The sequence below is a fragment of the Candidatus Pelagibacter sp. uisw_098 genome, from assembly GCF_059512505.1.
Map to the genome: position 1 here is coordinate 1 of NZ_CM183454.1, position 26,507 is coordinate 26,507.

Consider the following 26,507-nt stretch of genomic DNA (forward strand, 5'->3'; position numbering starts at 1 on the left):
ATGTCTATCAATAATACAACACAAAATTTAAAAAATACCTCTTCTGAAACTCTAGATTGGTCCCTGATTCAAAAAGATATGAAGAGTAAACTTGGCAGTGATATATATGAAAGTTGGCTTCAAAAAATAGACTTTGTTGAAGAGATGAATAATTATATCTTACTGTCTGTTTCCACTAGATTTATAAGAGACTGGATTACCTCAAGATACTTAGATCAAATCTTACAAGTTGTTAAAATGTATAAAAAAGATTTAACAAGAATAGAGTTTAAGATTGTTGAAAAAAGTATTGATAATGATGTTGAAAATAACCTTCAATCAAGTGCAAATAATGAAAACGTATCCTTCATTAAAGATACATACTTACAATATAACAGAATTGACCCTAACAAAAGGTTTGATAATTTTATAACTGGTGCAAGTAATAAATTAGCATACGAAGCATCGCTAAAAGTTTCAGAAAATATTTCACACTATAACCCACTTTATATCTATGGAGGTGTTGGAATGGGTAAAACTCATTTATTAAATTCTATTGGCCTTTCATTAAAAGACAAAAATAAAGTGATGTTTATTTCTGCTGAAAGATTTATGTATCAATTTGTTAAGTCTATTAAATCTAATGATATGGTAAAATTTAAAGAATATTTTAGAAATACAGATATTTTGTTAATTGATGATATTCAGTTCATGAATGGTAAGGAAGCAATGCAGGAGGAGTTTTTTCATACATTTAATGCATTGCTCGATAAAGGCTCACAAGTAATAATTTCTGCAGACAGAGCTCCAAACAAACTATCTAGAATTCAAGATAGAATTAAATCAAGATTTGCAGGTGGTTTAGTTGTTGATATTCAAAAACCAGATTGTGAACTTAGAATTAAAATTGTTAAACAAAAAACTGAAGAGCTCAATGTTTTTTACTCTAATCAAATAAATATTTCTGAAGAAATACAAAAATTTATTAGTACTGAAATTACAACAAGCATCAGAGAGCTAGTTGGTGCAATTAATAGAGTTGTTTCTTTTTCAAGGATATACAACAAAGTTCCAAATTTATCTGAGGTTAAAGTTGTTTTAAAAGACTTACTCAATATAGGTGAAAATAAAGTAACAATTGATTTAATCCAATCTACTGTTTGTAAATTCTTTAAAATAAGTAAAAATGAGATGCTATCTTCAAGAAGATCAAGATATCTAGTCAGACCAAGGCAGACTGCGATTTATTTAACTAAGATACTAACTTCTAAATCTTTACCAGAAATAGGTAGGGAATTTTCTAATCGAGATCATACAACAATCATACATTCTGTTAAAACAATTGAAAAATTGAAGGAAAAAGATCCAGAAATGACCAACAATATTAATAACTTAAAAAATCAGATACTATATACTAAAGAAAATGAAATTTAATGTTAACCAGCAAGATTTACAACAGGCACTGAATTATTGCCAGGGTGTAATAGAAAAAAGAAGTACGCTACCAATTTTATCAAATGTTTTATTAACTGCTAGTAATTCAAATTTAACAATTACTGCAACAGATTTAGATTTAATATTCATCCATCAAATTAATAATGTAGAGGTTATTGAAGAGGGAAATACAACTACAACTTCATCAATCATGTATGATATTATAAGAAAGTTCTCTTCAGGAAAAAAAATTAATCTATCTTTAACAGATGTTAGTAAGCTTCAAGTTGAATCAGAGAAATCTGTCTTTAATTTAAATTGTATTAGTGCATCTGAATTTCCATTAACAGATGAAAACTTTAATCAAAATGAATTCTCTATAAAGTCTAAGCAATTATTAAAATTACTAAATAAATGTAAATTTTCAGTGTCTAGTGATGAAACAAGACATTATTTAAGTGGAATTTTTTTTCATCAAACTGAAATTGAAGATAAAATTTTTTTAACAGCAGCGGCAACAGATAGTCATAGAATGTCTATATCCAAAATAAGATTAGATAAGAAGGTAGATTTTGAACCAATTATATTGCCTAAAAAAACAATATTTCAATTATGCTCTTTGCTAGAGAGTTATGATGGAGATGTAAAAATTTCAAATGTTAAATCTAAAATTAAATTTGAACTTAACAATAGTATTTTAATCTCTAAGCTAATTGATGGAAAATTTCCTAATTATATTCAAGTGATACCAAAAAATAACCAAAAAAAATTAGAAATAGATCTAAAGTTATTTTTGGACTCTGTTGACAGGGTTGCTTCAGTTTCATTAGATAAAAAAGACGGAGTAAAATTTAATTTGTCAAAAGATGTTTTAAATTTATCAGTTAACAACACTAACAGTGGTGATGGAAAGGAAAGTCTAAGCGTAAAATTTGAGCATGATTTGGAAATTAGTTTTAATTCTAGATATTTGATTGACGTTGCCTCACAACTTGATGGGGACAAAATTGAAATCTTTTTTAATGACACTGGTTCTCCAGCTTTAATTAAAGATCCGGGTGACTTCGATAGTATTTTTGTTGTAATGCCTATGAAGGGCTAATTTAAAACATCTAGTTCAGAATAAATAACATTCTCTAATTTTCTTAAGAAAACTTTTTTTTCTAATCCAGGCTCAATAGATTTTAAAATTGAAATAGTTAAAATTGTATTAATTTTTTTTGAACCTTTTTTTGGCCAGGTTTTCCCAGAGTTAATTGCTACTGGTTGGCATGAAATTTTTAATTCCTCATAGATTCTGCTGGAACCTTTCTTAAAAGGTGTTCTATCTTCAGGTGGTAATCTTGTACCTTGTGGAAAAATTATTATAGGTCTCTCTGATGCATTTATTTTTTTTGATATATCATTAAAAAAACCAAGATTTTCTTTTGATACCTTATTTCTTTTAATCGGTATTGAACCAATTTTTTTAAGGTACCAGCCAAATATAGGTATGGTTAGTAATTCTTTTTTAAGAATAAAAACTGGAGAATTAAAAATTGTCTGTAAAAAAAAAGTTTCAAACATTGATTGGTGAGATGATGCTATAAAAAACTTTCTATTTTCAATTATATTTTCCTTACCTTTAATTATTATTTTAGTTGATAAAAAAATTTGTAAACAAAAAGAAGTCCAATAACCCATAATTTTTCCACCAAATAAAACTATCTTTTTAGGTAAAAAAATTGCTGGAAGGAATATTAAGGAAATAAAAACAATACCAGTAAAAAAAAATAGTGAAAATAAAAAGTTTCTTATCATTTTTATCAAAAACTAAATTAGCTCTTTTAGGTTTTGTCTTTTTTTAATGATATTAATTTTAGAACCCTTGATTAATATCTCAGCTGGTTTTGGCCTAACATTATAGTTTGAACTTAATGACATTCCATAAGCCCCAACATCGCACATAACTACTAGGTCTTTTTCTTTTAGTTTTTGGAATTTTTTTAAAGTTGTAAATTTGTCAGTGCTTTCACAAATTGGTCCAACAAATTCATAAACTTTTTTTGAGGTTTGATTTGTTTTTATTACAGGTAAAGTTCTGTGTTTTGCGCCATATAATGCTGGCCTCATAAGGTCATTCATTGCAGCATCCAATATAATAAAGTCTTTTTTTTCATTCTCTTTTATATAAATAACTTTTGAAATGAGTGTGCCTATGTTTCCAACTATTGATCTACCAGGTTCAAATATGATTTTAGAGTTATGATTTTTTAAAAATTTCTTTATGGCGATATTATATTTTTGATAATTAAGTTTTTTATTATTTTTTTCATAAGATATTCCCATACCACCACCTAGGTCAATGAACTCGAATTTGTAATTACTTTTTTTGATAATCTTATCCAACACCTTAAGCATTTTTTCATATGGTTTATGATCTAAAATTTGACTTCCTATATGAACGCTTAAACATTTAAGATTAATATTCTTTGAAAATTTAGAATAATTAACAAGATCAAAAAATGTTTTTTTATCTACACCAAATTTATTTTCTTTTTTACCAGTTGAAATTTGTTTTAATGTTTTCGCATCTGTATTTGGATTTAATCTAATGCCAATATTTATGATTTTTTTTTTAAATTTAGCAATTTTTTCAATTTCATTAATCTCACTTTTAGACTCTGCATTTATTAATAAAATTTTTTTATCAATTGCATAGCTTATTTCATTTGATGTTTTTCCAACCCCTGAAAAAACTATTTTTTTTGGATCTATTCCAGCCTTAAGCGCCATCATCAATTCTCCCATTGAAACCACATCTGCACCCAATCCAAATTTTCTAATTTCTCTAATTAGCTTTACATTTGTATTAGATTTAATAGCGAAGCAAACTAGTGGTGCAAAAGAGCTGAAGCTTTTTTTAAAATGGCTTATATTTTTTTTTAATTGCTCATATGAGTAGCAATATGTGGGAGTGCCAAATTTTTTAACTAAATTCTCAACTTTAACTTTTTCAATTATTAAGTTTTTATTAATGTATTTCATTAATCAGTAAGATTTTGGGAAGGTTTGTTCATTTCCGTCATATTTTGGTTCTCCTTTTTTGCCACATGAGAATAACAAAATACAAAATGTAGAAATTAAAATTAACTTTTTTATCATTTTATGCTTTTTTATATTTTATTATCATTTTTTTAATATTATCAAAAGATGTTCCACCATAAGATCTTTTTGAATTTACTGAGTTTTTTACATTAAATACCTTTAATACTTCAGCTGTTAGTTTGGGCTCAATTTTTTTTAACTCCTCAATGCTAAGCTCATTTAATTTCTTTTTTTTCTTTTCTGCAAAATTAACAATCATGGCTGTCGTTTGATATGCCTTTCTAAATGGCATTGAATGGTTTTTAACAAGATAATCAGCTAAATCTGTAGCTGTAATATAACCAAAATTTGCAAGGTCTAACATTTGTTTTTTATTAGGCCTCAAGTTTTTTAAAACCTCGTTAAGAATTGAAATACAGTTGTTAAGAGTTTCGTTAGATTTAAATAATATCTCCTTATCATCCTGTAAATCTTTGAAATAAGATATTGGCAAACCCTTAAGTATCGTTAACATTGCAAATAAATTTCCATAAGTTGTGCCAGTTTTTCCTCTTAGATATTCTAATAAATCAGGGTTTTTCTTTTGAGGCATTATAGAAGATCCCGTAACGACTTTGTCTGAAAGAGTAATCAAATTAAAAGCATCTGAATTCCAAATAATTAACTCCTCCGCAATTCTTGAAATGTGCATAGAGCATACTGATGCGCTATATAAAAAGTCTAGAACAAAATCTCTGTCAGCAACAGTATCTATTGAGTTATTTGTTGGTTTTTTAAAGCCTAGTTTTTTTGAAGTAAAATTTCTATCAATATTAAAAGAAGTTCCAGTTAATGCTGCAACACCAAGAGGACATTCGGATAAACTTTCTAGGTTATATGAAAATCGCTTTTTATCTCTACTAAACATCTCCACATAAGACATTAAATAATGAGCAAATGATACTGCTTGAGCATTTTTTAAATGTGTAAATCCAGGCATTATTGTTTCAATATTCTTTTCAGAAATTTTAATGATCGTTTTTATAATATTATCTAAGCTTTTATTAATCTGTTTAGTAGCTGACATAGTCCACATTTTAAAATCAGTAATCACTTGATCATTTCTAGATCTTGCAGTGTGAACATATCCTGCTTCTTCACCTATAATTTGAAATAATCTTTTTTCGATATTCATATGAATATCTTCATACTTCTTATTATATTCAAATTTATTTTTTAAAATTTCTTTTTCGATTTTGTTTAGTCCATAAATTATTTTATTTTTAATTTTAAAAGAAATAATTTTCTGTTTAAATAACATTTCAACATGTGCGGTTGATCCCAAAATATCTTCTTTAAAAAGTTTTTTATCTATATCTATTGAATTACCCACTTTTTGAAACAATGTGGAGGCATCTTTTTTTATTCTTGAGCCCCATATTGCGTTATTGTTTTTATTTTTTACCATGATAACTAATTATACATATTTAGTATGAAATTATTAATAATATTTATTTATCTAATAACTACCAATTTCAGTTATGCCTTAGAAAAACCTGACTTAAAAAATTTAATTTTAATAAAAAATCCAAAAATATATGAAGAGGTAATCTTTAAGGATATAAATCAAAAAAACGTTAATTTAGATGATTTTAAAGGAAAACTGGTGATATTAAATTTTTGGGCAACGTGGTGTGCTCCTTGTAGAGATGAGATGCCATCTTTAGATGATCTTCAATCAAATACTAAATTAAATAACCTAAAAATCTTCCCAATAAATATTGGTCAAGAAGATGTATCCAAAACTGAATCTTTTTTTAAAGAACTAAATATTAAGAATTTAGAAATTTATTTTGATGCACCTATTACCTTGGCAAAGAAATTTTCTTTAAGAGGAGTTCCTACAACTATTATATTTAATAAAAAAGGAAAAGAATTTGTCCGGATTATGGGATCTATTGATTTTAATGATGAAGAATTTATTAATTGGTTAAAGCTTTATAATTAATTTTTAAAAAAATAAGCAAAACAAACTAAAACAATTATAGCTATAAATTGAAAAAGCACTCTGTACTGCATTAGTTTATTTGAATATTTTTTACTAGTCTCTCCACCTTTAAATAGAGTTCCAATTCCTAAAATTAATACAACAGCAACAACTATTAAAAGTACTATACCAAGAATTTTTACTAAGGTTCCAGAAATCATAATTATACTGTAGTATATTTTTTAAATAAAAAAACATAATAAAACATCTATGACATTTTGTCTAACAACTACAATTATAAAACCAGAAAAAAATATAGCAATTAAGTGTGCAATTATTTTACTTCATGGATATGGTGGAGACGGAAAAGATATAAGTATGTTAACCTTAAATTGGAAAAGATTCTTACCTAATGCTGTTTTTTTATGTCCAAACGGACATGAAAAATGTGAAATTAATCCAGTTGGTTACCAATGGTTTGACTTAACCAGAGATGATCCGGAATATATTTTAGCACAGTCTAAAAAAGCTGAAATAAAACTTAAACAATTTATTGAAGAAGTTAAAAATGAATATGATTTAAAAAATTCACAAATTTGTTTATCAGGCTTTAGTCAAGGGTGTATGATGTCTATAAATCTAGGACTAACAAGCAGTAAAAATTACAACTGTATTGTTGGTTTTTCTGGAAAAATAATAAATCAGGAAGACCTTATTAAAAGAAAAATATCTTCAACAAAAATGCTTTTATTACATGGAGATAAAGATGAAGTTGTTCCACCAACTTTTTTATTAGAAGCTAAGGATTTTTTAATTCGAAATGATATTGAAATTGTAACAAAAATAATAAAAAATTGTGGACATCATATTCCAGTTGAAGCTTCAAGCGCAGCATTAGATTATATAAAAAATAACTTTCAAATTTAATAGAATTCTATTTATTGATAAAACAATTTTTTTCAGTTAGAATTTTGTTAATGTTCTTTGCTAATCAAAATCTTTCTTTAGAAAAATGTCCTGCATTAGTCTTGAATGCTGACTATAGACCATTGAGTTACTATCCACTTTCTTTATGGAGCTGGCAAGACTCAGTGAAATCTGTTTTTTTAGACAGAGTAATTATAGTAAGTAATTATGATAGAATTATTAGAAGCCCGTCATTTAAAATGAAGTTACCAAGTGTAATTGCTTTAAAAAGTTTTATAAAACCCCAATCTAATCCAAGTTTTACAAGGTTTAATGTTTTTTTAAGAGACAAGTTCTTATGCCAATATTGTGGGAGCAACCAAGAGTTAACATTTGATCATTTACTGCCAAGATTTAGAGGAGGACAAACAAATTGGGATAATGTTGTGACTGCTTGCTCTTCATGCAATGTAAAAAAAGGTGGTAGATTGTTAAAAAATTCAGATATGACGCTCAATCGGGATCCTTTTCAGCCCACCACTGAAGAACTGCATAAAAATGGCAAACACTTTCCACCAAATTTTCTTCACAAGAGTTGGATGGATTATTTGTACTGGGATGTTGAGTTGGAAGCCTAATTATATCTTTTCAGATATATTTATTGCAATTTTTGAGCCTGTTTTAATTATTTTATCCAAAATTGAGTACATACCCTTTTTTGTTGCCCCTTCTGCATAAGCTATATCTTTATGGAGCAATTCGTCTTCTCTAAATTTAATAATTTTTTCTTTCAATTTTTTTTCATCATTCTTTAGCTCTTTAATTTGATTTGAATAATGTTCGTCTATAACTTCTTCAACTGAAGCAGTACAAAGCATAGCTGCTTTTTTCCCCAATATAGTTGAACCAAATCCTAGTCCTACACCAAGAATATCCCATAAAGGTAAAAATTTTGTAGGCTTGATATTTCTTTTTTTGATTTCATTTTCAAAATATTCACAATGTTCCTTCTCATGAATTTTCATTTCTTCAATTTTTTTCTTTAAATTATCATCTTTTACAAATGTGTTGAGAGCTAATAGCTGACCTTCATAAATTTTAATTGCACCACGTTCTCCAGCATGATCAACTCTAATAAATTCTTTTACTTTGTTTTTATCTGTTTTTTTCATAAGTTAAAAAAAGTTTTGTTGTTATAACACTCAATATCAAATTGATAAAAATATTAAAAGTCGCAAGGGATAAACCAAAAATTTTAAAAGTTACATCCTTACAGCTCACAGGCAACGCTTTTAGTTGATTCAAAAGAGCTTCTTTAGTTAGTTCATTGTCTGGATTATTTAAATCGCAAACTAAGGATTCCTTAATAAATCCTTGCTCAATTCCAAAATGGTAAAAGGATAATAAAGTTGCAGTAAAAAATGTTAAACTTAAAATTATTAAAAAAACTTTTTCAAATTTTTGAGAAAATAAACAAACTAAAATAATTATTATGGAGAAAATATAAGGTATTCGTTCAATTAAACACAAATTGCAGGGTTGATGACCCAATACATACTGAATAAAATATGCCGCTATGATAGCAAGAATATTAAATAAAAGAATTAAGTTTAATGTTATTTTATTTTTAATTTGAGACATATTATTTAATAGTAAAATATATCACACTAAAAATTATAACAATTAAAATTCCTAAAATTGTAAACCAAATTGCAACTTTTGTTTTCATGAATTTATTAAATGTATCGCCAAATTTAAATGATAGATAAGAAACAATAAAGAATCTTAAACCTCTAGAAAATAGGCAAATAATAAGAAATATGAATAAGTTAAAACCAATCATACCACTAGTTATTGTAAAAACTTTAAACGGTAACGGTGTAAACCCAGCAAGAAATAAAGTAGCCAACCAAATATAAAATCCAGTATCCTTTGTTAGATTATCTTTAAGACTAAGAACTTTATCTTCATAACTATAAAAACTTATTACAGTCATTGCAAAATCTAAAAAATATGAACCAATAAAGTAGCCCAATGCTCCACCTAGAGTAGAGAAAAGTGTAGCGATTGTAAAAATCTTTAGATAATCATTTTTCTTTGCAACAACCATTGGTACAATCATAACGTCAGGCGGAATAGGAAAAAAAGAACTTTCCACAAAAGACACAATTGCTAAAAATATTTTTGAACGCTTGTGAGCAGCTAAGTCTAAAGATTTTTGATATAATTCATTAAACATTTTTTGGTTTTAATATAAATTAAGTTCTTATACTATTTAATTTAATAGTTATAATAATGAAAAATTAGGGCGAATGGCGGAACTGGTAGACGCGCACGACTCAAAATCGTGTTTTGCAAGAAGTGAGAGTTCGATTCTCTCTTCGCCCACCAATATTGTATGCAAATAAACAAAATTAATAATTTATTAGAGTTATTTTATGATCAATATCAAAGACAGGATAAAGAAAGTATTTTTTTACAATCCTTAAAAGAACCTAAAAAAAAATATTCATGGGAAGATGTTTATTTTAATATCAATAAATTATCAGAAGAGGTATCAAAATATATTAAAAAGGGTGATAGATGCTTGTTAATATCTGAAAATAGACCTGAGTGGATGATAGCTGACCTTTCTATCATGCTTTCCGGGGGGATAACAGTTCCTGCCTACACAACCTACTCAGAAAGAGACTATGAATACATAATCGATGACTGCACTCCAGCAATTCTCATTATTTCAGACAAAACACAATTTGAAAAGATTAGAAATATTATTCCTAACAAAAAATTTATTAAAAAAATAATTTTTTTCGAGCATATTGATAATTTTAATAAAGAATTATATTTAAAAACTAATGAAATATTTAAGAAAGAGAACTGTAATTATTTAAATTTTTTTGATTTAAAAATTCAAAGAAAGGATGTTGCTTGCATAATCTATACTTCTGGAACTCAGGGAAATCCAAAAGGTGTCATGTTAAGTCATGGAGGGATTCTAAATAACTGCGAAGGTGCTTATGATTTGCTAAAAACATTTATTTCAAATAAACCAAAGTTTTTGACTTGGCTTCCACTTTCACACTCATACGAACACACTGTTCAGTTTGTACAAATAGTAGTTGCAGCGAGAGTATTTTATGCTGAAAGCATAGAGAAATTAATTCAAAATATGGGCGATTGTTCGCCAGAAATAATGACTGCAGTACCAAGGTTTTATCAAAATTTATACCAAAAAATTAATACAACATTTGATAAAGCCAAAGGGTTAAAAAAATTATTAATTAATCAAACAGTTAATTTAGGCAGAAAAAAATTAGATAAAAAAAAACTTTCACTAATAGAAAATTTCATTAATTGGATATGCGAAAAGTTGGTAAGAAAAAAAATTAAAAATCAATTTGGAGGGAGCTTAAAGGCATTTATTTCTGGAGGTGGAGCTTTAGATAAAGAAGTAGGTTCATTTTTAAATGCTATTGGACTACCAACATTGCAAGGGTATGGTTTAAGCGAAGCATCTCCAGTGGTAAGTTGTAACTCCATAGATGAAATTAAAGTTGAGACAGTCGGGAAGCCATTTAAGGGAAATTCAGTTAAAATTGCAGATGATGGTGAAATACTTGTTAAAGGAGAAAACGTTATGCTTGGTTATTGGAAAAATGATGAAGAAACAAAAAAAGTTTTAAAAAATGGATGGTTGTATACTGGTGATATTGGAGAATTTGATGGAGAATTTTTAAAAATAACAGATAGAAAAAAAGACATAATAATAACTCCTGGCGGAGATAATATTTCACCAATTAAAATTGAGAATGATCTAAATAAAAATGATTTTATTGAGCAAAGCTTAGTTTATGGTGATAACAAACCATACTTAGTTAGCCTAATAGTTTTAAGCCAGAAATATAAAAATATTACCCAAGAGCAAATTCAACAAGAGATAGACAAAATAAATAAAAATTTATCCAATATAGAAAAAATAAAAAAGTTTTTTATAATTAAAGATCAATTTACAATTGAAAATAACATGATGACGCCTACTTTAAAATTAAAAAGATATAAAATTATAAAAGATTATAAAAAAGAATTTGAAAAACTTTTTTAATTTTATTTTTAAGCAGATTATAAGTCGCATAAAATATAACTTTTTTTACTTAATAAAATATAAAGAAAAAAAACTATTATAGAAAAAAAAACATTAAATTGTTCTTTAATTAAAGATTTGACATCACTTGTATAAAAAAATAAAAATAAGTTAACAACGAATCACTTTGATTCGTTTAACTTAAACAGGGAGCTAAAGATGGCTACAAAGAAAAAAGCAAAAAAAGCTGCAAAGAAAACTAAGAAAAAAGCTAAAAAAGCTAAAAAAGCTAAGAAAAGAAAAAGATAGTATCTTAATCTTTTCAAAAAACGCTTCTCATAAAATTTTGTGTGAGAGGCGTTTTTTTTTGCCTAATTTTTAGTCTTCAGTATCAGTAATTGGCTCAGCTTCAGATGTTTCTGTCTCTACAAGCTTGGTAGGAGCGACAGTAGCTTTTGCTTGCCCCTCCAGGTTTCTCTTTAATGCTTTATCTAATTTTTTTTGTGTATCTTCTAATGACACTCCCATTACTATTTGGAATTCTGATAAGATTCTTTCATAGGCTTTCTCAAAAAGTTGTCTTTCACTGTAAGACTGATCAACCATGAGATCATCACCTTTGTTTAAATCCCTAACAACTTCAGCAAGCTCGTAAATTTTACCTGAAGATATTTTAGACTCATACTCTTGTGCTCTTCTACTCCACATTGATCTTTTAATTTTTGGTTTACTTTTTAAAATAGTTATACATTTATTAACCTGATTAATAGTTGCCAACGGTCTAAGATGAGACTGTTTGTTTACTGGAACCATTCCATTAGCTTTATCTTTTTCAAACTTAAGTACATATGTTTCAACATCAATACCACCAATATTAATTTTTTTGAATTCGGTAATTTGTCCAACACCATGCTTTGGATAAACAACATAGTCTTTAACCTTGTATTCTTTTTTCTCTGTTTCCTGTTTCTTTACTTTTTTAATTTCAGGTTTAACTTCATTACTTTTAGAAATTCTCAAATTATCTTTTTTTTCTTCTACTTTTAGTGGAGCATTCTTTGTAGTAACAGTTTTTAAATTTTTTTTAACTTTTGCTGTAGTTTGTTTTGCTACTTTAGATTTTTTAACAAGAATATTTTTTTTAGCTACTTTTGGAGGGGTAGGTTTTTTATTTACCTTAGCTACAGTCTTTTTTTTTGCTTTTTTTTCAGGTGTTTTTTTAAAGATTTTCGCTAAAATATTTGTCGTACTTGTTTTCTTCATTTTTATATTTTTCGTTGTCCTCGGGAGGATCTTTTTTAACAGTTATATTTGGCCAGATTTCAGAATACTTAGTATTTAATTCAAGCCATTTTTCGCTTCCAGACTCTGTATCTGCTACTATAGCATCAACTGGACATTCTGGCTCGCAAACGCCACAATCTATACACTCCTCCGGTTTAATTACAAGCATATTTTTGCCCTCATAAAAACAATCAACTGGACAAACTTCTACACAGTCCATTAATTTACATTTAATACATTTGTCATTAACAATGTATGTCATTTTTTTAATTCTCTTTTTACTTTTTCTTTTAAGTCACCCATAGTTTTTGTATCTATATATAATAAACCAGCAAGTCTTCTCATCAAATTTGTCTCATATATATCTGCATTGTCATTTGAATAAATAATTTCCCATAAAGATTCAACAATTTTTATCTTATCTGACAGAGGGGCATTTTTAACCTCTCTTGTGAAACCTAATATTTGATTTGAATTTTCTTCAATAGTTGCTGCTTCTGAAATTAAACTATCTACATCTGAGATTTCTAGCCCCAATCTGATTAAAGTTCTTTTAATGATTTCTTTCTCTTTCTCCTCATAATTTTCATCAATTTTTGCTGCATGGATTAATAGAGCTGCAATATTATAATAAAATTTATTATCATTTACTTTATCTTTTTTTTTATTTTTAAAAAAACTGATCATTAATTTAAATTTAAATTTTTTAATACTTCGAATGGGTTGTTTAAAGGAGTTGTCTTTTTAAAGTTTTTTTTAATTTGTTTCTGTGGACTATATTTAAAATAAATATCCTTATCTTTTTCTAATATTTTATAATTCATTTTTTCAATCAATTTTTTAAAGTTTTCCTTGCTACATCCTAATAAATTAAGCATCCCAGGAACGAGTTTGATTTCTTTACCTTTTTCGGGGTCAGAATTTATGATTTGTACAAACAATCTTTCCAAAATATCTATTCTAACAAAATAATTTCCGAAATTTTCAAAGCCACAAAGAAGCATAAAGTTTTTATTTTTTATATTTTTATCATCTAAGAAATTTAAGCCAAAAGTAGGAGGAGTTAGATCAAAGTTTTTTTGATTAAAGTTTTTCCACAGCAAGGTTCTTAAGGAAACAGCTTCAGGCTTCAACAGTCTAAATAAAAAAATATGATATCTACCAAATTTTACGCCTAAATCTCTTAAAGTTTTCCTCTCATCTTGACCAAGTTTTTTTAAATATTCAGTCACTACTTCTCTTTTAATCACACCATTATTTTCATATAATTGATAGGCTAAAGCTTTAATTGATGAATTGCTTTCCTTTAAATTTTTTAAATCAATCAGACTTTTTAATACTAGATTTATTCTTTCCTTAATCCATTTTTCAATAAATTCTGATAATTTTTGTTTATCATCATTTTCTAAAATATCATCTACTATTAAAAATATGTCTGGGTTTAGATAGTCCTTACCAGGGATTAATTTAGCAATCGGAAAATTTTTCCAATAAATTTTAAAATCATCTTTAATTTCTATTAATTTTGTATCTATAATAGATTGAATTCTTTTTTGTAGTTCCGGACCTACCGTTTGTCTTGCTGCTTTTTTTAATGATTTGATATCAGTTTCAAGTGCACCAGCTTTTAAGTCCATCTCAAATCTCAAACCTTTTAAATCACCAATAAACTGTTCATCAATTATTACTTTGTCATCTTCCATTATCTGAGTTTTGAATTCCATATCTTGTTTTAATCCTCTTGCAAGCACACTGGCTCTTTTGTCGATAAATGTTTTAGTAAGCTCTTCATGTAGCCTATCAGACAACCTATCTTCTAATAATTTTGTTTTTTCAATCCAATAACTTTGACTTTCAACCCAATTAATTTTATTTGAAACATATGACCAAGTTCTTACATTTGCAATTCTATTTGATAAAGAATCAACATTTCCCTCTAATTTATCTAACTTTATTAACTGCAACCTCATATAATTACTGGTAATTTTGCCTTCTTTACCATTTAAAAAACTAAAAACTTTACTAACCACCTCAAGATGGTTGCCATAAGTTTTTTTTACAAAATCAGGAATTTGACAACATTCCCAAAGCAATTCTAATGTTTCTTGGTTATTTTTAATATTATGACCTTCCATGTCTTTTAAAAAATATTTTAAAAGTTTTTCATCTCCACACTCATGTATTTTTCTTAACCAATTTCTATTAGGTTTTTCTTCAAGTGATTTAATTAAGCTCAAAGAGTTATTAAAATTTAAATTAGAATTTCTCCAAAAAAGCATTTGAATTTTTTCAAATTTATGATTTTCAAGTAGCTCAATTTCTTCTGCTGAAATTTCTTTGCAATCACCAGTAATTCCAAAATTTCCATCATTTAAATATCTACCAGCTCTTCCAGCAATTTGTCCAATTTCAGACATGTTAAGACGTCTTAACTTTCTTCCATCAAATTTTTTTAAATTTGAAAAAAAAACATTTTCTAAATCCATATTAATTCCCATTCCAATTGCATCAGTTGCAACAAGAAAATCAACATCTCCAGACTGAAATAATTGAACTTGGGCATTTCTTGTTTTAGGACTCAATGAACCCATAACAATAGCTGCTCCACCCTTTTGTCTTCTAACAAGTTCAGCAATTGCATAAACTTCTTCTGTTGAAAAAGCTATTATTACTGTTTTTCTATTTATCCGTGAAATTTTTTTATAGCCTACATAGGAAAGTTTAGAAAGTCTTTCTCTGTCTATAAATTCAGTATCCTCATCTAGCTTATTTATTATATTTTTAATAGTGCTTGAGCCCATAAGCATTGTTAATTTTTCTCCTCGAAGGTTTAATAATCTATCAGTAAAAATATGGCCTCTTTCATGATCCGCACACATTTGTATTTCATCTATCCCAACAAAATCTAAATGTTTATTGATTGGCATAGACTCAACAGTACAAAGAAAATATTTTGCATTTGCAGGAATTATTTTTTCTTCACCAGTAATTAAGGCAACTTTATCTACACTTATTTTTTTAATAATTTTGTCATATACCTCACGCGCAAGCAGTCTCAGAGGAAAACCAATCATGCCCGAATCAAAGGAAAGCATAGTTTCTATTGCAAGGTAGGTTTTTCCAGTATTTGTTGGACCAAGAACAGCTGTAATTTTATTTTTAGACATTTCTATTAATGGTACCTTTAATTTTTATTCCACCACATGTTGTTACTCATAAAGAACAAAAATAGACTAAAACATGACCGAATCGTAGAGGAAAAAGTTCTCATTTATCATTTATTTAGTTATTAGGTTAACATAATTAAAAATAATTCTGTATTAGTATTTTGTAGTAAAATTATGAAACAAAAATTGTGGGAAGCATCATCTGATCAGAAAAAAAATTCTCTGCTATCGAATTATGAGCAATTTATTTCAAAAAAATTCAAAAAAAACTTTAATCAAAAATATGAAAATATTTTAAAATGGAGCATTAAAAACCCTGGTAATTTTTGGAGTTCTGTTTGGGATTTTTCAGAAATCAAAGGATTTAAGAGTAAATTAAGAATGAAAAAATCAAAAACATTCTATAAAAATAAATTTTTACCAAATTCAAAGTTAAATTTTGCAGAAAATTTACTTTCAAAAAATAATAAAGATAAAGCAATAACATTTATTAGCGAGAATGGTTTTCGCGAAGAAAGAAGCTGGCATGAGCTAAACATTAACGTGAGTAAAATATCTAAATTTTTAAAAGATATTAAGATTAAAAAAAGAGATAGAGTTGCAGCATATTTACCCAATTCTATTGAGGCAGTTGAAGCATTTATAGCCTCTTCTTTATTAGGATCAATATGGTCGTCTTGTTCACCAGATTTTGGTGTCAAAGGTGTAGTAGAACGTTTTTCACAAATCAAGCCTAAAGTTTTATTTGTAGTAGATAAATATTTTTATAATGGAAAAACAATAAATGTTTTAGAGAGAGTTCCTTTAATTTTAAAAGAGATACCTTCTATCAAGTATGTTATTATTGTTAATTACCCAGGGGAAAAATACTTAGACAATAAATGCACAACTAAAAAAGTAAAAGTAATTAGGTGGAGTGAACTAACCAAACAAGAACCTGAGAAAATTCTGTTTCCCAAGTTTAATTTTGAGCAAGAACTTGCAATTTTATATTCAAGTGGAACTACTGGAAAGCCAAAGTGTATATGTCATAGGAGTGGAGGAGTTTTGCTTCAACATAAAAAAGAGCATCAACTCCATTGCGATATTAAAGAAGGTGATAATGTTTTTTATTTTACCACTTGTGGATGGATGATGTGGAACTGGCTGGTAAGTGTCTTAGCTTCTAAGGCGTCTATTGTTTTATTTGATGGATCACCGATGTACAAAAAAGAAGACTTATTATTAAAAATTGCTGAAAAAGAAAAAATTACTTTATTTGGTATTAGTGCAAAATATGTTGATGCTCTTCGTAAATTTAAGCCTACTTTAAAATATAAGTATAAATTATCAAAATTAAGAACAATTTGTTCTACCGGATCTCCATTATCAAATGATGGATTTAAGTATGTCTACAAGAACATAAAAAAAAATGTTCATTTATCTTCTATATCTGGAGGTACAGACATTGTTTCTTGTTTTGTTTTAGGAAATTTATTCCAACCGGTAATTTTAGGTGAAATACAAAATAAAGGATTAGGCATGAATGTTGATGTTTTTAATGAGAAGGGTAAATCTTTAAAAAATAAAAAAGGAGAGTTAGTTTGTAAAAACCCTTTCCCTTCAATGCCTTTAAAATTTTGGAATGATAAAAATGATATTAAATTTAAAAATGCATATTTTAATAATTTTTTAAATACATGGTATCATGGTGACTATGCTGAGATAAAAAAAAGTGGCGGTTTCATTATTCATGGTAGATCAGATACGACACTCAACCCTGGAGGGGTGAGGCTTGGAACTGCTGAAATATATTCTGAAGTAGAAAAGTTTATAGAAGTCAAAGAATCTATTGCTGTTGGTCAAGCTTGGGATAATGATGTTAGAATTATTCTATTCATAGTCTTAAATTCCAAATATGCATTTAATGAAGTTTTGTTAAAAAAAATTAAAATACAAATTAGAAAAAATGTATCTCCAAGACATGTTCCATCTAAAGTTATAGTAGTCGATGATATTCCAAGAACTAAAAATGGAAAAATAGTTGAATTAGCTGTAAAAAACACAATAGAAGGAAACGAAATTAAAAATAAAGAAGCACTAGCAAATCCGCAAGTTTTAGAACAGTATAAAAATTTAAAGGAATTAAATTATTAAATGTTAAAAAATATAGTTAAAGGTTTAGAGCCATCCTCTACTTTAAAAATTAATGAAACCTCTAGAAAGCTAGAGGATAAAGGTGAAAAAATATTTAAATTTGGATTTGGCCAATCTCCGTTTCAAATTCCAACTGATATTGTTAATGCGTTAAAAAATAACGCTTATCAAAATAAATACTTACCGATGCAAGGCCTTAATGAGCTAAGAGAGGCTATTGCAAAATATACATCAGCTAAAAAAAATTATAATTATAAATCTGAAAATGTAATTATAGGTCCGGGTTCAAAAGAATTAATGTTTTTACTACATGTTTTGTTTGATGGAGAAATAATATTGCCAGCACCAAGTTGGGTTTCTTACGCTCCACAAGCAATTCTTGGAAGAAATAAAATTCAATCAATTCAAACAAAAAGAGAAAACAATTGGTTTCCTACTAGCTCTGAAATTGAAGAGGTTATTTTAAAAGATAAGAATAAAAATTATCTATTATTTTTGAATTCACCAAATAATCCATCTGGGCAGATTTGTAAAAATTTAGAAGAAATTAGTGAAATTGCTAAAAAATATAATCTTATTATTTTATCAGATGAAATTTATTCTGAATTAAGCTTTGAGGAAGGTTTCAAATCTATTTCTAGTTTTTGTCCTGAAAAAACTATTATAAGCACAGGTTTAAGTAAATGGTGTGGAGCAGGTGGTTGGAGATTGGGTTATTTTATAGTTCCAGATTCTTTAAATATTTTAAAAAATTCAATTAATATTTTAGCTAGTGAAACTTTTTCAGCTGTCAGTGCACCAATTCAATATGCGGCTATTACTGCTTATACAAGTGATCATAGCAAATATATAAATAGTTCTAAAAATATTCTTAAAGCAGTTGGTAATTATGTTTATGAAAATCTAAAATCAAACAAGATTTTAATTAATAAACCTCAAGGAGGCTTTTATCTTATGCCAGAATTTTTAAATAAAAAATTTAATACATCGTCAGAAATGTGTGGCAATATTTTAAAAGAGACCGGTGTAGCGTTATTACCAGGATCGGATTTTGGTTTTGATAATAATAAAATGCTAGCAAGATTAAGCTTTACAGACTTTGATGGCCAAGAGTTTATGAAACAGACCCAAAATGGACAAGCAATCGATAAAAATTTAATTTTAAAACTTGCGCCGAAGATTATTGAAGGTGTGGACAAGTTAAAAAAATGGTCAACATCAACATAACTACCAGCTATACATACTCCCTTAATTACTGTTAAATTTAATTAATAAAAATAACGATATAGAGGAGAGAATATGAAAAAAATAATAACATCTCTATCAAGTGCTCTACTAATTTTTGTTGCATCTTTATCTTTTACTGGTGTTGCAAAATCTGCAGAGTTCTTCACGATAGGAACGGGCGGACCAACTGGAGTATATTTCCAAACTGGTAACGCAATTTGCAAAATGTTGCACAAATCAGCAATTGCTAAAGAACACGGAAGAAAAAAAGGTATAGATAAAGCTTACAGATGTACTGCGCCTTCAACTGGTGGATCGAATTATAATATTGGTCAAATCGCAGCTGGTGAATTTCAATTTGGTGTAGCTCAGTCTGACTGGCAATATCATGCTGTAAATGGATCAAGCAAGTGGGAAGGAAAAAAGTTTGACGGTTTAAGAGCTGTTTTTTCAGTACACAACGAACCTTTTCAAATTTGGGCAAGAAAAAAAGCAAAAGTTAAAGATTTTGCTGGCCTTAAAGGAAAAGTTGTAAACATTGGTAACGCTGGTTCAGGTCAAAGAGGAACTATGGAAGTGCTAATGGATGCAAAGGGAGTTAATAATAGCTTCTTTAAATCTACTACAGAGCTGACTTCATCTGAGCAAGTAAAAGCTTTATGTGATGGTAAGATTGATGCTTTTGGTTATTCAGTAGGATTTCCAAATGGAGCAATGGAAAATGCAGCTTCTTGTGGAGCAAAAGCTTTGCCTATCAACTTAACAGGTCCTGAAGTTCAAGGACTAATTGATGGTGCTGCTTATTATGCTAAAGCTGTAATCCCTAAAGGAACTTACACAGGACAGAAAAAAGATGTAACTACTTTTGGTGTTAAGGCTACTGTTGTAACTAGTAATGCTGTTGAAGCAGATCTTGTTTATTTAGTAGTAAAAGCAGTTTTTGAAAACTTTGATGATTTCAAAAAACAACATCCTGCTTTTTCTTCTTTAAAAAAAGAAGATATGGTTGCTGATGGTTTGTCAGCTCCATTACACCCAGGTGCAATTAAATATTATAAAGAAGCTGGATTAATGTAATCCAACTCCTTAATTAAATTAAAAGGCCTGATATATTTATCGGGCCTTTTTTTTGTTATAGAGTATCATTTTAAAAATGAATCAAAGCATTAAGAGTAAAGTAGAAAGTAAGATTAGTGAGGATTTATCTCCCACTAGAAATCTTGCTGGACTACATTTAAAAATTGTTGGAAGTATTGCAATTATTTGGTCATTATTTCAACTTTGGTATGCATCTCCATTTCCTTTTATGTTTGATATTGGAATGTTTAAAGGACTTCCAGCTAGGGCTATTCACTTAGGTTTTGCTTTAACTTTAGCTTTTTTAATTTATCCAATTTCTAAAAGAAAAAAAATTTCTATATTTGATATTCTAATTAGTTTTATTGCTGCATTTTGTTGTTTATATATTTATTTTTTTTATGACCAATTAGTTGATAGGGGGGGGATTCTTTTAACAGTTACAATTTGGGAAAAATTTAATTTACCAGTTGAGTTGATTATTGGAAGTTGTGGAATTTTAATATTAATTGAAGCAACCAGGAGAGTATTTGGATTACCTCTAGTTATTATTGCAGTTTGTTTTTTACTCTTTTCATATTTTGGTAGATATGCACCAGAAATAATTTCTCATGGTGGGCTTTCACTAAATAGATTAGTTGGATTTCAGTGGCTTGATCAAGAAGCTATATTTGGAATTCCTATAGGTGTTTCTGTAGATTTCATTTTTTTATTTGTTTTATTTGGAGCGCTTCTAGAAACAGCAGGTGGAGGTAAATATTTTTTAGACCTAGCTTTTGCCATGGTTGGCAAAATGAGAGGAGGACCTGCAAAAGCAGCAATTTTAGGATCTGGAATGACTGGTCTAATCTCAGGATCTTCAATTGCAAACACAGTTACAACTGGAACTTTTACAATTCCAATTATGAAAAAAACTGGTTTTTCTAAAGAAAAAGCTGGTGCTATAGAGGTATCATCATCAGTTAATGGACAATTAATGCCGCCTGTAATGGGAGCTGCAGCATTTGTGATGGCAAGTTTTTTAGGAGTGACTTATTTTGAGGTCGTTAAGCATGCATTTTTGCCAGCAATTATTTCTTATGTGGCATTGTTTTATATTTCCCATCTTGAAGCTTTAAAATTAAATTTAAAAGGAATGGATGATGTTGATATTCCAAATTTAAAGAAAACGTTTTTATCAGGATTACATTTTTTAATACCTATTTTTGTTTTAGTGTACATGCTCGTTTATTTAAGGTTTACCGCTTCATACTCAATATTTTTTGCAACGGTTGCATTAATAATTGTAAACCTTGGTTATATATTGTTTAAAAATCCTAATTTTAAATTAGCAATAAAAACTTGGTTTAATCAGACAATAGTTGGTTTTGAAAAAGGTGCTTTAAATATGGTTGGTGTTGGAATAGCAATAGCAACAGCTGGCATAATAGTTGGAGCTGTTGGCTCAACAGGGTTAAGTACAAATTTAATTATAGTTATAGAGTTTATTGCAAAAGATAATGTTGTTATTTTACTATTTTTAACAATAATTTTATGTCTGATACTTGGTATGGGTCTTCCAACCACTGCAAATTATGTTGTAGTGGCTTCATTAATGGCAACAGTATTGGTTGACGTTGGAAACGCATCGGGATTTGTATTTCCACTTATAGCGGTTCACTTGTTTGTTTTTTATTTTGGCTTGATGGCTGATGTCACTCCTCCAGTTGGTCTCGCATCATATGCGGCAGCTGCTATTTCAGGAGGTGATCCACTTAAAACTGGTCTGCAAGCTTTTTGGTACAGTTTAAGAACAGGTATTTTACCTATCGTATTTTTATTTAATCACGAATTGTTATTGATAGGCATTGAAAATGTGTGGCATGGACTACTGGTAATCATCACTTCTTTGATAGGAATATTAGTTTTTACTTCTGCAACTCAAGCTTGGTTTATTAATAGATTAAGATGGTACGAGATAATAATTTTTTTATTAATCTCTATTTCACTCTTAGCCCCAGAATTTATTTTAAATAAATTTTATCCTAAATATAATTATAGGGATATTAACAAAATTCATTTAATGAAGTTAGATTCTAATAAGGAAGCTAGATTTAAAGTAACACGTCCAAGCAATTATGGTGAAAGATACAAATTATTTGTAATCAAAAAGAATACTTTTGAAACAGATTATAGTTTAGAGCAATATGGAATTAGTTTAATTAGAGACAAAAATAGAGTTATTGTTGATACATTACAGTGGAATGGGAAAGCTAAAAAAGATGGTTTTGAAACTGGTGATTATATAAGCGAATTTAAAATAGAAAATGCAGATAGACCAAATAAAGGAATTATTTACCCAATAGCGATTTTATTGTTAATTATATTTGGTTATTTGAATTATAGAAGAAAAGAATAATTACTGCCAGGACCAAGATCAGATGGTTTTATTTTTAAGATTTTCCATATAAATGATGCCGAGGTTATAATTTTATCATTACATTTAAGCTCACAAAATACAAGAATCTAAAAGAACTTGGCTATTAGTATTTTAGTTTAGCTAAGTTTATTGTATTGTATTTTAAATATAAAAATAACTAGGAGAAAAAATGTTTAAAAACTTACTTAAAAAATTTTCCATAATATTATTTGTGATGGTTAGCTTTGCAGGAAAAACTTATTCTGCTGATCTTTCTTTCTTTACAATAGGCACTGGTGGAACGGCATATACTTATTATCCAGTTGGAGGAATGATTGCTAATGCAATTTCTAAACCTCCAGGATCAAGAGAATGTGGCAAAGGCGGAAGTTGTGGTGTTGATGGTTTAATTGCATCAGCTGTTTCTTCAAGAGGATCAGTGGATAACGTAAATGCAATTATATCTGGTTTAAGAAATTCAGGATTTGCACAATCTGATGTTGCTTATTGGGCTTATACTGGAACTGGAACTATGGAAGGTAAAGAGCCTGCCAAAGATTTAAGAACAATAGCTGCTTTATTTGAAGAGCACATTCATTTAGTTACTTTAAAGAAAAGCAAAATTAAATCTGTAAAAGATTTAAAAGGAAAAAAGGTATCATTAGATGAGCCAGGTTCAGGAACATATGTGGATGCACTTTTAATATTAGAAGCAAATGGTCTTAGTGAAAAAGATGTACAAGCTGAAGCATTAAAAGGTAATGCTGCAACGGACGCTTTAAGAAACGGAAAAGTTGATGCAATTTTTGTAGTTGCTGGATATCCTACTGGTGCATTAGTAGAGCTAGCATCTTCTGTTTCAATAAAGTTGATTCCAATTGATGGTGCTGGAGCAAAAAAATTAACTGATAAGCATGGTTTCTTTTCTCAAAGCTCAATACCAGAAGGCACTTATGAAGGTGTTAAATCAACTAGCACTGTAGCTGTAGGTGCACAATGGTTTACATCTGCAAAAGAAAACGATGACTTAATCTACAATATTACTAAAGCTTTGTGGAACGCCGAGTCTCGTAAGTTGATGGATGTTGGACATTCAAAAGGAAAAACAATTACACCAGATACTGCCTTGGCAGGTGTTGGTGTACCATTGCATCCTGGAGCAGAACGTTTCTATAAAGAAGCAGGTTTAATTAAATAAATAACACATTAAACCCTGGGCCTAAAACCCAGGGTTTTTTTATGAACAATCAAATCCCGACAGAAAAAGAATTAGAAGAAATCGAAAAAAATTATGATCCTCAACTTTCGTTTAGAAAATTAGGTGTAAAACTCGAAGTATTAGTTTCATTACTATTAGTCTTAATGTCGGTCTATCATTTTTGGGCCTCTGGTTTCGGTCTGGTAAGAGAAGTTCTGCATAGAGGAATTCATATTTCATTTGTGTTAGCTTTAGTTTTTTTATTATTTGGCTGGAATAAAAAAGAAGATTTAAACAAAACTAATAAAGGATATTTTTATTTTCAAAATATTTCTATTTTAGATTATATATTTGCATTTTTAGCAGTCGGTTCGGCTTTATACTTACCATTTCTTCCATCTAAAGAACTCGCAAGTATAGTGGGCAACCCAGGGTTGCTAGATGTTTTTATTGGTTCAGTATTAATAATTTTAACTCTAGAAGCTGCAAGACGTTCTGTTGGTCCGACACTCCCAATTATTGCAATAATTTTTACTCTATTTGCTCTTTTTGGGCCTTTAGCTCCTGGTGCTTTGAAGCACGGAGGAACAAGTTGGTTGGGTTTTGTTAATCATATTTATATAACAAATCAGGGTGTTTATGGCATTGCCGTTGGTGTTATGGCTCAATATGTTTTTCTATTCATTTTATTTGGTGTTTTGGCAACAAGAGTGGGTCTTGGAAAATTGTTTATTGATTTAGCAATGGTTGTAGCGGGAAGGTTTTCAGGTGGGCCAGCAAAAGTTGCAATATTTTCTTCAGCTTTTATGGGAACTATTTCAGGCTCATCTATAGCAAACACAGTTACAACGGGATCATTGACAATTCCTGCTATGAAAAAAATTGGTTATCCTGCGCATTTTGCAGGAGCGGTAGAGGCAGCCTCCTCAACAGGTGGTCAAATTACTCCTCCAATATTGGGTGCTGCAGCTTTCATTATGGTTGAGTATCTAGAGATACCCCTTAAAGATATTTTGGCGGCAGCATTAATTCCTGCACTTCTTCATTATTTTGGAATTTTTATCATGGTTCATCTTGAGGCAAAAAAATTAGGGCTAAGAGGATTAGAAGATAAAGAGATGCCTAAATTTTTTTATGTATTAAAAGAAAATTGGCTTTCGTTAATACCTCTTTTTATTTTGGTATATTTTATTTTATCTGGAAAGACACCAGACTTTGCAGCAATATATGCAATTATATCGTGTGTAGTAGTGGGTATATTAAAACCTAAAAATAAACTTACTTTAAAAGATTTGTTTAATTGTTTTGCCTCAGGAGCAAAAAATACTCTTGCTGTTGGTGCGGCTGCTATCTGTGTTGGTATAATTGTAGGTGTGGTTACCTTAACAGGTGTGGGTTTTAGATTAGGATTTGTTGTTTTGCAAACAGCAGGAGATATAGGAAGTTTTTTTGGAAATATTTGGCCTATCTCTTATTTTTCATTGGAAGAACTTACTTTATTTTTTTCGTTAATATTAATTGCAATTTCATGCATCATAATGGGAGCAGGAATTCCAACTACGGCAACCTATATAATACTTGTGGCTGTTGCAGCTCCTGCTCTAGCTCAATTAAATATTGAACCATTAGTGGCACATTTTTTTGTATTCTATTATGGAGTCTTAGCTGATATTACTCCACCCGTAGCATTAGCAGCCTATGCTGCGTCAGGAATAGCAAAATCTAATCCATTCCAAACAGGTAATACAGCATTTAGGTTGGGTATAGCGAAAGCATTAGTGCCATTTGTATTTGTTTTTTCTCCTTCTTTACTTTTGATAACTGATGATTTTAATTTAATAACTCTATTAATAACTTTATTAGGTGCAATGATAGGGATTGCTCTTATTGGTATAGCATTTTCAGGTTACTGGTTTAAATCACTTTCTGTCCTAGAAAGATGGATCATTGGAATTGTTTCGTTATTTTTTGTTGCACCAGGAATTAAAACTATGATCTTTGGATTTATTGTTATTAGCCCTATATTTATTTTACAAATAAGGAATAAAAAAATTAAGAATTAAATTCAATTAAAATTAGCCACCAGGACCAAGATCAGATGGTTTAATTTTTAAGATTTTCCATATCCCCGATGCTGAAGTTATAATTTTATCATTACATTTGAGCTCACAAAATAAAAATACTAGTGTATTGGTCTTTTTAAGAATTCTTGTAAAGCCAGTAACTATATCACCTACTTTAGAGGCACCAATAAATTTTAAATCCAATGAAATAGTTACACAAGGTGCATTTCCAGATGCTCTATGTGCAGCAGTCCCCGCTCCTGCATCAATTAAGGCTGATAAATAACCACCGTGAGTTATCCCGGCAGCATTTAAATGATTTTCATTAATCGTAGTTTTGAATTCATATTCTGTTTCAGATACAATTTTAAATAAAACTCCACCATTGTGTTTCATAAAACCAGGTTTAATACTTATTTGCTCAAATTCATTGCTCATAGCTCTTTATAGTACGAAAGTTAAAATTAATAAAATTATAAAAACAATTATAAAAAAATATATAAC

The 26,507-nt window shown here is 28.8% G+C and carries 24 protein-coding genes and 1 tRNA gene; 13 read left to right on the forward strand and 12 right to left on the reverse strand.

The genetic code is table 11. The annotated features are described in order from the left end of the window. Together dnaA and dnaN are read left to right on the forward strand one after the other, a co-directional pair. Positions 1 to 1,413, forward strand: a complete 1,413-nt coding sequence (gene dnaA / locus AC5YF9_RS00005) for a chromosomal replication initiator protein DnaA (protein WP_415304044.1) — start codon at positions 1 to 3, stop codon at positions 1,411 to 1,413. Next, complete coding sequence (dnaN, locus tag AC5YF9_RS00010) at positions 1,403 to 2,515, forward strand: DNA polymerase III subunit beta (protein ID WP_415304045.1); 1,113 nt, start codon at positions 1,403 to 1,405, stop codon at positions 2,513 to 2,515. Before dnaA ends, dnaN begins: the two co-directional genes overlap by 11 nt. On the opposite strand, the gene AC5YF9_RS00015 is transcribed toward dnaN, so the two are convergent. From AC5YF9_RS00015 to argH, 3 genes are all read right to left on the reverse strand, one after another. After that, entirely contained in the window at positions 2,512 to 3,213 is a 702-nt protein-coding gene (locus AC5YF9_RS00015) for a lysophospholipid acyltransferase family protein (RefSeq protein WP_415304046.1), read from the reverse strand. The genes dnaN and AC5YF9_RS00015 overlap by 4 nt on opposite strands. Positions 3,214 to 3,225: 12 nt before the next feature. After that, on the reverse strand, positions 3,226 to 4,440 hold the full coding sequence (gene lysA, locus AC5YF9_RS00020) for a diaminopimelate decarboxylase (RefSeq protein ID WP_415304047.1): 1,215 nt from the start codon (positions 4,438 to 4,440) through the stop codon (positions 3,226 to 3,228). A 118-nt stretch (positions 4,441 to 4,558) separates the two neighbouring features. Then, complete coding sequence (gene argH / locus AC5YF9_RS00025) at positions 4,559 to 5,947, reverse strand: argininosuccinate lyase (protein WP_415304048.1); 1,389 nt, start codon at positions 5,945 to 5,947, stop codon at positions 4,559 to 4,561. Between the two features lie 24 nt (positions 5,948 to 5,971). Between argH and AC5YF9_RS00030 the strand changes: the two genes are divergently transcribed. Continuing rightward, a complete protein-coding gene (locus tag AC5YF9_RS00030) occupies positions 5,972 to 6,487 on the forward strand; it encodes a TlpA disulfide reductase family protein (RefSeq protein WP_415304049.1) in 516 nt (171 codons plus the stop codon). On the opposite strand, the gene AC5YF9_RS00035 is transcribed toward AC5YF9_RS00030, so the two are convergent. Continuing rightward, positions 6,484 to 6,687, reverse strand: a complete 204-nt coding sequence (locus AC5YF9_RS00035) for a twin transmembrane helix small protein (RefSeq protein ID WP_271518973.1) — start codon at positions 6,685 to 6,687, stop codon at positions 6,484 to 6,486. The two genes, AC5YF9_RS00030 and AC5YF9_RS00035, sit on opposite strands and share 4 nt — an antisense overlap. Positions 6,688 to 6,736: 49 nt before the next feature. Here AC5YF9_RS00035 and AC5YF9_RS00040 point away from each other — a divergent pair, with 49 nt between their 5' ends. Both AC5YF9_RS00040 and AC5YF9_RS00045 read left to right on the forward strand, forming a co-directional pair. After that, positions 6,737 to 7,393 carry an alpha/beta hydrolase gene (locus AC5YF9_RS00040; RefSeq protein WP_415304050.1) on the forward strand — a complete coding sequence of 219 codons (657 nt, stop codon included), beginning with the start codon at positions 6,737 to 6,739 and terminating at the stop codon, positions 7,391 to 7,393. A gap of 50 nt (positions 7,394 to 7,443) precedes the next feature. Continuing rightward, entirely contained in the window at positions 7,444 to 8,010 is a 567-nt protein-coding gene (locus AC5YF9_RS00045; RefSeq protein ID WP_415304936.1) for an HNH endonuclease, read from the forward strand. On the opposite strand, the gene AC5YF9_RS00050 is transcribed toward AC5YF9_RS00045, so the two are convergent. Genes AC5YF9_RS00050 through AC5YF9_RS00060 form a run of 3 tightly spaced genes read right to left on the reverse strand, consistent with a single transcriptional unit; the run spans position 8,011 to position 9,611 of the window. Further along, positions 8,011 to 8,544, reverse strand: a complete 534-nt coding sequence (locus AC5YF9_RS00050; protein ID WP_415304051.1) for a demethoxyubiquinone hydroxylase family protein — start codon at positions 8,542 to 8,544, stop codon at positions 8,011 to 8,013. Beyond that, positions 8,528 to 9,013: a disulfide bond formation protein B gene (locus AC5YF9_RS00055; protein WP_415304052.1), complete on the reverse strand. Its 486-nt coding sequence runs from the start codon at positions 9,011 to 9,013 to the stop codon at positions 8,528 to 8,530. The genes AC5YF9_RS00050 and AC5YF9_RS00055 overlap by 17 nt, the downstream gene beginning before the upstream one ends. Before the next feature lies 1 nt (position 9,014). After that, on the reverse strand, positions 9,015 to 9,611 hold the full coding sequence (locus AC5YF9_RS00060; protein WP_415304053.1) for a YqaA family protein: 597 nt from the start codon (positions 9,609 to 9,611) through the stop codon (positions 9,015 to 9,017). Between the two features lie 67 nt (positions 9,612 to 9,678). Here AC5YF9_RS00060 and AC5YF9_RS00065 point away from each other — a divergent pair. After that, positions 9,679 to 9,763, forward strand: a tRNA-Leu gene (locus AC5YF9_RS00065). A 7-nt stretch (positions 9,764 to 9,770) separates the two neighbouring features. Further along, positions 9,771 to 11,474: an AMP-dependent synthetase/ligase gene (locus tag AC5YF9_RS00070; protein WP_415304054.1), complete on the forward strand. Its 1,704-nt coding sequence runs from the start codon at positions 9,771 to 9,773 to the stop codon at positions 11,472 to 11,474. Positions 11,475 to 11,831: 357 nt separating this feature from the next. Here the strand turns inward: AC5YF9_RS00070 and AC5YF9_RS00075 are convergent, their stop codons facing one another. The 4 genes from AC5YF9_RS00075 to AC5YF9_RS00090 are packed head-to-tail and all read right to left on the reverse strand — an operon-like array spanning position 11,832 to position 15,904. After that, complete coding sequence (locus AC5YF9_RS00075; protein WP_415304055.1) at positions 11,832 to 12,716, reverse strand: CarD family transcriptional regulator; 885 nt, start codon at positions 12,714 to 12,716, stop codon at positions 11,832 to 11,834. After that, complete coding sequence (gene fdxA, locus AC5YF9_RS00080) at positions 12,673 to 12,999, reverse strand: ferredoxin FdxA (RefSeq protein ID WP_415304056.1); 327 nt, start codon at positions 12,997 to 12,999, stop codon at positions 12,673 to 12,675. The genes AC5YF9_RS00075 and fdxA overlap by 44 nt, the downstream gene beginning before the upstream one ends. Next, positions 12,996 to 13,424 (reverse strand): tellurite resistance TerB family protein, encoded by a 429-nt coding sequence (locus AC5YF9_RS00085; RefSeq protein ID WP_415304057.1) that lies wholly within the window; start codon positions 13,422 to 13,424, stop codon positions 12,996 to 12,998. The genes fdxA and AC5YF9_RS00085 overlap by 4 nt, the downstream gene beginning before the upstream one ends. Beyond that, positions 13,424 to 15,904, reverse strand: coding sequence for a helicase-related protein (locus AC5YF9_RS00090; RefSeq protein ID WP_496169898.1), 2,481 nt, complete (start codon positions 15,902 to 15,904; stop codon positions 13,424 to 13,426). Before AC5YF9_RS00090 ends, AC5YF9_RS00085 begins: the two co-directional genes overlap by 1 nt. 174 nt (positions 15,905 to 16,078) lie before the next feature. Between AC5YF9_RS00090 and AC5YF9_RS00095 the strand changes: the two genes are divergently transcribed. The 6 genes from AC5YF9_RS00095 to AC5YF9_RS00120 all read left to right on the forward strand — a co-directional run bounded on the left by AC5YF9_RS00095 (position 16,079) and on the right by AC5YF9_RS00120 (position 26,003). Beyond that, a complete protein-coding gene (locus AC5YF9_RS00095) occupies positions 16,079 to 18,040 on the forward strand; it encodes an acetoacetate--CoA ligase (protein ID WP_415304058.1) in 1,962 nt (653 codons plus the stop codon). After that, positions 18,041 to 19,267 carry a pyridoxal phosphate-dependent aminotransferase gene (locus AC5YF9_RS00100; RefSeq protein WP_415304059.1) on the forward strand — a complete coding sequence of 409 codons (1,227 nt, stop codon included), beginning with the start codon at positions 18,041 to 18,043 and terminating at the stop codon, positions 19,265 to 19,267. A 72-nt stretch (positions 19,268 to 19,339) separates the two neighbouring features. Further along, positions 19,340 to 20,344 (forward strand): TAXI family TRAP transporter solute-binding subunit, encoded by a 1,005-nt coding sequence (locus tag AC5YF9_RS00105; RefSeq protein WP_271492790.1) that lies wholly within the window; start codon positions 19,340 to 19,342, stop codon positions 20,342 to 20,344. Between the two features lie 76 nt (positions 20,345 to 20,420). Next, entirely contained in the window at positions 20,421 to 22,742 is a 2,322-nt protein-coding gene (locus tag AC5YF9_RS00110) for a TRAP transporter permease (protein ID WP_415304060.1), read from the forward strand. Between the two features lie 190 nt (positions 22,743 to 22,932). Next, positions 22,933 to 23,940 (forward strand): TAXI family TRAP transporter solute-binding subunit, encoded by a 1,008-nt coding sequence (locus tag AC5YF9_RS00115; RefSeq protein ID WP_415304061.1) that lies wholly within the window; start codon positions 22,933 to 22,935, stop codon positions 23,938 to 23,940. Positions 23,941 to 23,981: 41 nt separating this feature from the next. Continuing rightward, positions 23,982 to 26,003 carry a TRAP transporter permease gene (locus tag AC5YF9_RS00120; RefSeq protein WP_415304062.1) on the forward strand — a complete coding sequence of 674 codons (2,022 nt, stop codon included), beginning with the start codon at positions 23,982 to 23,984 and terminating at the stop codon, positions 26,001 to 26,003. Positions 26,004 to 26,015: 12 nt separating this feature from the next. Here the strand turns inward: AC5YF9_RS00120 and AC5YF9_RS00125 are convergent, their stop codons facing one another. Further along, a complete protein-coding gene (locus tag AC5YF9_RS00125) occupies positions 26,016 to 26,441 on the reverse strand; it encodes a PaaI family thioesterase (protein WP_415304063.1) in 426 nt (141 codons plus the stop codon). Positions 26,442 to 26,507 lie beyond the last annotated feature (66 nt).